Annotated in this window: 9 protein-coding genes; 4 read left to right on the top strand and 5 right to left on the bottom strand. The window is 60.8% G+C overall.

Translation table 11 applies throughout. The features are described from left to right. Nucleotides 1-12: 12 nt before the first annotated feature. The 5 genes from ACP7B3_RS08810 to ACP7B3_RS08830 form a co-directional block, all read right to left on the bottom strand. Nucleotides 13-204, bottom strand: a complete 192-nt coding sequence (locus ACP7B3_RS08810) for a DUF1289 domain-containing protein (RefSeq protein WP_145159550.1) — start codon at nt 202-204, stop codon at nt 13-15. 134 nt (nt 205-338) lie between these two features. Next, complete coding sequence (gene scpB, locus ACP7B3_RS08815) at nt 339-1,283, bottom strand: SMC-Scp complex subunit ScpB (protein ID WP_426178636.1); 945 nt, start codon at nt 1,281-1,283, stop codon at nt 339-341. Between the two features lie 12 nt (nt 1,284-1,295). After that, nucleotides 1,296-1,994: a segregation and condensation protein A gene (locus ACP7B3_RS08820; protein ID WP_178119667.1), complete on the bottom strand. Its 699-nt coding sequence runs from the start codon at nt 1,992-1,994 to the stop codon at nt 1,296-1,298. A 120-nt stretch (nt 1,995-2,114) separates the two neighbouring features. After that, nucleotides 2,115-2,744: an L-threonylcarbamoyladenylate synthase gene (locus ACP7B3_RS08825; RefSeq protein ID WP_106578417.1), complete on the bottom strand. Its 630-nt coding sequence runs from the start codon at nt 2,742-2,744 to the stop codon at nt 2,115-2,117. A 13-nt stretch (nt 2,745-2,757) separates the two neighbouring features. Continuing rightward, complete coding sequence (locus ACP7B3_RS08830) at nt 2,758-3,621, bottom strand: PHP domain-containing protein (protein ID WP_426178637.1); 864 nt, start codon at nt 3,619-3,621, stop codon at nt 2,758-2,760. 87 nt (nt 3,622-3,708) lie between these two features. Here ACP7B3_RS08830 and ACP7B3_RS08835 point away from each other — a divergent pair, with 87 nt between their 5' ends. The 4 genes from ACP7B3_RS08835 to ACP7B3_RS08850 all read left to right on the top strand — a co-directional run bounded on the left by ACP7B3_RS08835 (nt 3,709) and on the right by ACP7B3_RS08850 (nt 5,819). Beyond that, nucleotides 3,709-4,305 carry a septation protein A gene (locus ACP7B3_RS08835; RefSeq protein WP_106578415.1) on the top strand — a complete coding sequence of 199 codons (597 nt, stop codon included), beginning with the start codon at nt 3,709-3,711 and terminating at the stop codon, nt 4,303-4,305. A gap of 1 nt (nt 4,306) precedes the next feature. Beyond that, on the top strand, nt 4,307-4,606 hold the full coding sequence (locus tag ACP7B3_RS08840) for a YciI family protein (RefSeq protein ID WP_426178638.1): 300 nt from the start codon (nt 4,307-4,309) through the stop codon (nt 4,604-4,606). Nucleotides 4,607-4,726: 120 nt separating this feature from the next. Further along, nucleotides 4,727-5,134 carry a translation initiation factor 2 gene (locus tag ACP7B3_RS08845; RefSeq protein WP_145159560.1) on the top strand — a complete coding sequence of 136 codons (408 nt, stop codon included), beginning with the start codon at nt 4,727-4,729 and terminating at the stop codon, nt 5,132-5,134. 7 nt (nt 5,135-5,141) lie between these two features. Continuing rightward, entirely contained in the window at nt 5,142-5,819 is a 678-nt protein-coding gene (locus ACP7B3_RS08850) for a response regulator transcription factor (RefSeq protein WP_145159562.1), read from the top strand. Nucleotides 5,820-6,000 lie beyond the last annotated feature (181 nt).

A 6,000-nucleotide genomic window follows, 5' to 3' on the forward strand; every position in this document is an offset into this window, starting at 1 on the left:
ATTAAGCCGCAGTCATTTGCTTTTCCGCCGACCGGTGGCGCCCAGGGCCAACAGGCGCAGCTCGGCTTCGGCCAGCACTGTGCGTTTGTCGACCTTGTCGAGTTTCTTCCAGGCGCGGATTTCGCGCTTGCTGCGGCCACAGCCGACGCAGATATCGTCGCTGAATTTGCAGATGCTGATGCACGGGTCTTTGCTGGAGCTCATGTTTTCTCCCAGACAACCCAGACAATGCAGATCCAATGTGGGAGGGGGCTTGCCCCCGATGCAGTGTCTCAGCCTACATTTTTGTCACTGGGGCACTGCTATCGGGGGCAAGCCCCCTCCCACATCGAATTGCGTCAGTCTTCGAGTTGGCGGCGTTCGTTTTCGATGGCTTCGGCCAGGGCCCGGGCTTCGTCTTCCTCGTCGCTCAACGGCGGTTGTTCGAGGGCGGCGACGGCAGCCAGGAGTTTCTCGCGGGCTTCAGCCACGCCAAGGATGTCTTCCTCGGGCTCCGGTTCCGGTTCCGGTTCAACTTCGACCTCGGGCACGGTTTCACCGTTCACCTGGGTTTGCGGTTCACTCGCACCGTCACGCAGCAAGTCGTCGAAATCGGTCTTGATCCCCTGCTCCATGTCGTCCAATTCGAGCAACAAGGTATGGAAACTGGTCTCGTCCTTCGGCTCTTCCGGCTCGGCCGTGGCGTCGGCGAGTTCCTGCAGGCTGGCGGGAACCGGTGCGTCGTCGAAATCCAATACCGGCTCGACCTCCATCTCGCGCAGTTCGGCGAGCGGCGGCAGGTCATCCAGGTTTTTCAGGTTGAAGTGATCGAGGAACACCTTGGTGGTGGCAAACATCGCCGGTTTGCCGGGCACGTCGCGGTAGCCGACGATGCGGATCCACTCACGCTCAAGCAATGTCTTGACGATATGGCTGTTGACCGCCACACCGCGCACGTCTTCGATTTCGCCCCGGGTGATCGGCTGGCGATAGGCGATCAGCGCCATGGTCTCAAGCATCGCTCGCGAATAACGCTGCGGGCGCTCTTCCCACAGACGGCCGACCCACGGGGAAAACTTCTCACGGATCTGCAGGCGATAACCCGACGCCACTTCGCGCAGCTCAAAGGCGCGGCCATCGCAGGACTTGCGCAGGATCTCCAATGCCTTCTTGAACACCGGTGGCTCAGGGCGCTCGGCCTCTTCAAAGAGTTCGAACAGGCGCTCAAGGGATTGCGGTTTACCCGAGGCCAGGAGAAAGGCTTCCAGCAGTGGCGCCAGTTCGCGGGGTTCAGTCAAATTCATCGATTCAGCTCGTTATTCGGCTCGCGCCCGCACGTGGATAGCCGCAAAAGGCTCATTCTGGACCAGCTCGACCAAGGACTCCTTTACCAGCTCAAGGATCGCCATAAAGGTCACCACCACCCCCAGGCGCCCTTCTTCTTTGGTGAACAACTCGACAAAGGGTACAAACCCGCCGCCCTTGAGGCGTTCGAGCACATCGCTCATACGCTCACGGGTCGACAGTGCCTCGCGACTGACCTGGTGGCTTTCAAACATGTCGCCCCGGCGCAGCACTTCGGCCATGGACATCAGCAATTCTTCCAGGCTCACATCCGGCAACAGCTTGCGCGCCCGGGCTTCCGGGGCGTCGAGCTTGGGCACCACCACATCGCGGCCCACACGGCTCAGGTTGTCGATGCCTTCGGCGGCGGCCTTGAAACGTTCGTACTCTTGCAGGCGGCGGATCAGCTCGGCGCGCGGGTCATCCTCTTCGGCTTCGACGGTCTCCGAGCGCGGCAACAGCATGCGCGATTTGATCTCGGCGAGCATCGCGGCCATCACCAGGTACTCGGCGGCCAGCTCCAGGCGCACGGTCTGCATCAGCTCGACATACCCCATGTACTGGCGGGTGATTTCCGCCACCGGGATGTCGAGGATATTGATGTTTTGCTTGCGGATCAGGTACAGCAGCAGGTCCAGCGGGCCTTCGAAGGCTTCAAGGAACACTTCCAGGGCGTCCGGCGGGATGTACAGGTCCAGCGGCATTTCCAGGACCGCCTGGCCATAGACCATGGCAAAGGGCAGTTCCTGCTGGGCGCCGGCCTGGCTGTCGACGGTTTCGACGACCGACATTCAGGCCTCGACCATGAACGGCGTCGGATCGCCGCAACCCACACGCACCACTTCCGGCTCGCCGTCGGCCAGGTTGATCACGGTGGAGGCCTTGTTGCCGCCGTAGCCGCCGTCGATGATCAAGTCGACGTGTTTTTCCAGCAGGCGGCGCATTTCGTACGGGTCGTACAGCGGCTCTTCTTCACCGGGCAAGATCAACGACACGCTCATCAGCGGCTCGCCCAGTTCAGCCAGCAACGCCAGGGCAATCGGGTGCTCCGGCACACGCAGGCCGATGGTGCGCTTTTTCGGGTGCAGCAACAGGCGCGGCACTTCGCGGGTGGCGTTGAGAATAAAGGTGTAGGGCCCCGGCGTGTGGGCTTTAAGAAGGCGGAAGGTGCCGGTGTCGACCTTCGCAAACAGCCCAAGCTGGGACAGGTCGCTGCAAATCAGTGCGAAGTTGTGATTCTTGTCCAGGTCACGCAGGCGTCTGACCCGTTCAACCGCGTTCTTGTCGCCGATCTGGCAACCAATGGCGTAGGACGAGTCGGTTGGGTAGATCACCACGCCGCCGGCGCGGATGATCTCCACGGCCTGTTTAATCAGGCGCGCTTGAGGGTTTTCCGGATGAATCTGGAAGAATTGACTCACGTGTTCTACCTGTTCAGACGGTGGCAATAATGGGGTCATGCTTGAATCGCCCCCACAACAGCGGCAGATCTTCCGGTACTTGGCGATACTCGCCAATCTCGGACCAGCCGCCTGGGCCATGAAAGTCACTGCCGGCGCTGACCAGCAGACCAAATTCGCGGGCAAGAATCGCCAGGCTTCCCACCTGTTCGGCGGGTTGGTGCCCGTTGACCACTTCGATTGCGTGGCCGCCCGCTCCAATATAGTCGCCAATCAGCTTGCGGCGCTTGCTGCGGGTGAAATCGTAATGCCACGGATGCGCCAGGCTGACCCAGGCCCCAGCGGCCCGCAGCGTGCCGACGGTGTCTTCCAGGGTCGGCCAATGTTGCTTGACGTCACCCAACTTGCCGGCGCCCAGCCATTTGCGAAACGCCTCGGCGCGATCCTTTACAAAACCTTCACGCACCATCCAGTCGGCAAAGTGCGGACGGGCCGGTGCGTTGCCGCTGTCGCCCAGCTCCTGCTGGATGGCGCGGGCGCCTTCCAGAGCATTGGGCATGCCTTTAAGGCTGAGCTTGCGGCTTATTTCTTCGGACCGCAGCCAGCGGCCATCGTGCAATTGGGCAATGGCCTCGACCAACGGCGCGGCGTTCTGATCAAAACCGTAACCGAGCACATGAATGGTGGCGCCGCCCCAGGTGCAGGACAATTCCACGCCATTGACCAGCTGCATGCCCAGCGCATGCGCGGCCGTACGGGCTTCGTCGAGGCCTTCGAGGGTGTCGTGGTCGGTCAAGGACAGGACTCGCACGCCTTTTTCAAACGCACGCGCAACCAGAACCGCGGGCGCCAGGGCGCCGTCGGAGGCCGTGCTGTGGCAGTGCAAATCAACATTCACGGGGGTGTGTAACCTCAAGTCAGCTGGCGCTATCGCAACCAAGGATGTTTGTTATTATGCCGCCACATCCAGCTTCTGGCTCTTACTGTGAAACAATTCATCGACTTCATCCCGCTGTTGCTGTTTTTCATCGTTACCAAACTCGACCCCAGGGTCATTGATATCGCCGGTCACGAGCTGACATTCGGGGGCATCTACAGCGCCACCGCCGTGCTGATCATCAGCTCGATCGTGGTCTACGGCGCCATCTTCATCTCCCAGCGCAAACTGGAAAAAAGCCAATGGCTGACCCTGATTGCCTGCCTGGTATTCGGTGGCCTGACCCTGGCCTTTCACAGCGAAACCTTCCTTAAATGGAAAGCCCCCGTGGTGAACTGGCTGTTCGCCCTGGTCTTTATCGGCAGCCACTTCATCGGTGATCGCCTGCTGATCAAGCGCATCATGGGCCATGCACTGACCCTGCCGGACCCGGTGTGGACACGCTTGAACGTGGCCTGGATCGTGTTTTTCCTGTTCTGCGGCGCCGCCAACCTATTCGTGGCCTTTACCTTCCAGGCCTACTGGGTCGACTTCAAGGTCTTCGGCAGCCTGGGCATGACCGTATTGTTCCTGATCGGCCAGGGTATCTACCTGTCGCGCCACCTGCATGACACCGCCCCTACCACGCCGAAAACCGAGGACTGACATGCTCTACGCCATCATTGCTACCGACGTCGCCAACTCGCTGGAAAAACGCCTGTCCGTGCGCCCGGCCCACGTCGAACGCCTGAAACAGTTGCAAGCCGAAGGCCGCATCGTGCTGGCCGGCCCACACCCGGCGGTGGACAGCAACGACCCGGGCGACGCCGGTTTCACCGGCAGCCTGATCGTCGCCGAGTTCGCCTCGTTGGCCGACGCCCAAGCCTGGGCCAAGGCCGACCCGTATGTAGCAGCAGACGTCTACGCCGATGTGGTGATCAAGCCGTTCAAGCAAGTCCTGCCTTGAACCCGCTTTGTTTAATAAAGCCGGGCCGAACCTAATCGGTTCGGCGCGCTCCTAATGGCTCATTATTCTCGGTAACCTGCCGACAACGTTCTGAATATTCGTGTGGAATCAGGAGTTCCGATGCGCTTACCTCAGTTGTGTCTGTTGGCAGTGTTAACGATCGGGGCTACGGCCCACGCTGAAGAAACCTCGAACACCGGCAGTTCCACGCCCCTGTCCGTGAGTGCCGCCAGCCAGATCACCGAGTTGCAGCAACGTTTGAAAGAAAGCGAACGGCTGCGTGAAGAACTGAGCAAGCAACTGCAAAGCGCAGACACTGCCCGCGAAAGTGCCCAACTGAATCGCTTGCGCCAAGAGAACCAACGCCTGGCCCAGCAACTCAAAGAATCACAAGGCGGCGCCTTGACCCGCTGGCTGACCGAGCAACAACAGTGGTTTGTCACCGGTGGGGCCGTCGCACTGATCGCCCTGCTGTGCGGGATCTTCGCCAGCGGTGGGCACCGTCGCCGTCGACAATGGCTAAATTGAGTGAGTCATGAGCGAGCTGTTACTGATAGATGATGACCAGGAGCTCTGTGAGCTGCTGACCAGTTGGCTGAGCCAGGAAGGTTTCCAGGTGCGTGCCTGCCACGACGGCTTGAGCGCGCGTAAAGCCTTGGCCGACAGCGCCCCTGCGGCGGTGGTGCTCGATGTGATGCTGCCCGACGGCAGCGGCCTGGAGCTGCTCAAGCAATTGCGCAACGACCATCCGGAATTGCCGGTGCTGATGCTTTCGGCACGGGGCGAGCCGCTGGATCGCATACTCGGCCTGGAGCTGGGCGCCGACGATTACCTGGCCAAGCCCTGCGACCCGCGCGAACTGACTGCCCGCTTGCGCGCCGTATTGCGCCGCAGTCATCCGGCGGCGGTGTCTACTCAGCTGGAACTGGGCGACCTGTGCTTCAGCCCGGTGCGTGGGGTGGTGACCATCGATGAGCAGGAATTTGCTCTCACCGTATCTGAGAGTCGCCTGCTTGAAGCCTTGCTGCGCCAGCCGGGTGAGCCGCTGGATAAGCAGGAGCTGGCGCAGATCGCGCTGGGGCGTAAGTTGACCCTCTACGATCGCAGCCTGGATATGCACGTGAGCAACTTGCGTAAAAAGATCGGCCCACATCCGGATGGCCGACCGCGGATCATGGCGTTGCGTAGTCGCGGGTATTATTACAGCCTCTGAGTGGTATGGGGGTTGGGCTTTTGGGGTGGGTGTATATCCGTTATTTGGGTGATGGCCGCTTTGGGTTCCGCCCTTACGGCGGGTCACTTTTGAAAAGAGCCCAAAAGTAACCAAAAGGCTCTTGCCCCACCACTCGGCACCTCGCTCACGCTTCGGTGTGCCCTCACGCAGGCTTTGGAGC

This window comes from Pseudomonas sp. TWRC1-2 (assembly GCF_049896685.1).
Classification (GTDB): domain Bacteria; phylum Pseudomonadota; class Gammaproteobacteria; order Pseudomonadales; family Pseudomonadaceae; genus Aquipseudomonas.

Bases quoted from the DNA above. Each gene is read 5' to 3' on its own strand.
- ACP7B3_RS08810 (WP_145159550.1), bottom strand. From the start codon at position 204: ATGAGCTCCAGCAAAGACCCGTGCATCAGCATCTGCAAATTCAGCGAC.
- scpB (WP_426178636.1), bottom strand. From the start codon at position 1,283: ATGAATTTGACTGAACCCCGCGAACTGGCGCCACTGCTGGAAGCCTTT.
- ACP7B3_RS08840 (WP_426178638.1), top strand. From the start codon at position 4,307: ATGCTCTACGCCATCATTGCTACCGACGTCGCCAACTCGCTGGAAAAA.
- ACP7B3_RS08845 (WP_145159560.1), top strand. From the start codon at position 4,727: ATGCGCTTACCTCAGTTGTGTCTGTTGGCAGTGTTAACGATCGGGGCT.
- ACP7B3_RS08850 (WP_145159562.1), top strand. From the start codon at position 5,142: ATGAGCGAGCTGTTACTGATAGATGATGACCAGGAGCTCTGTGAGCTG.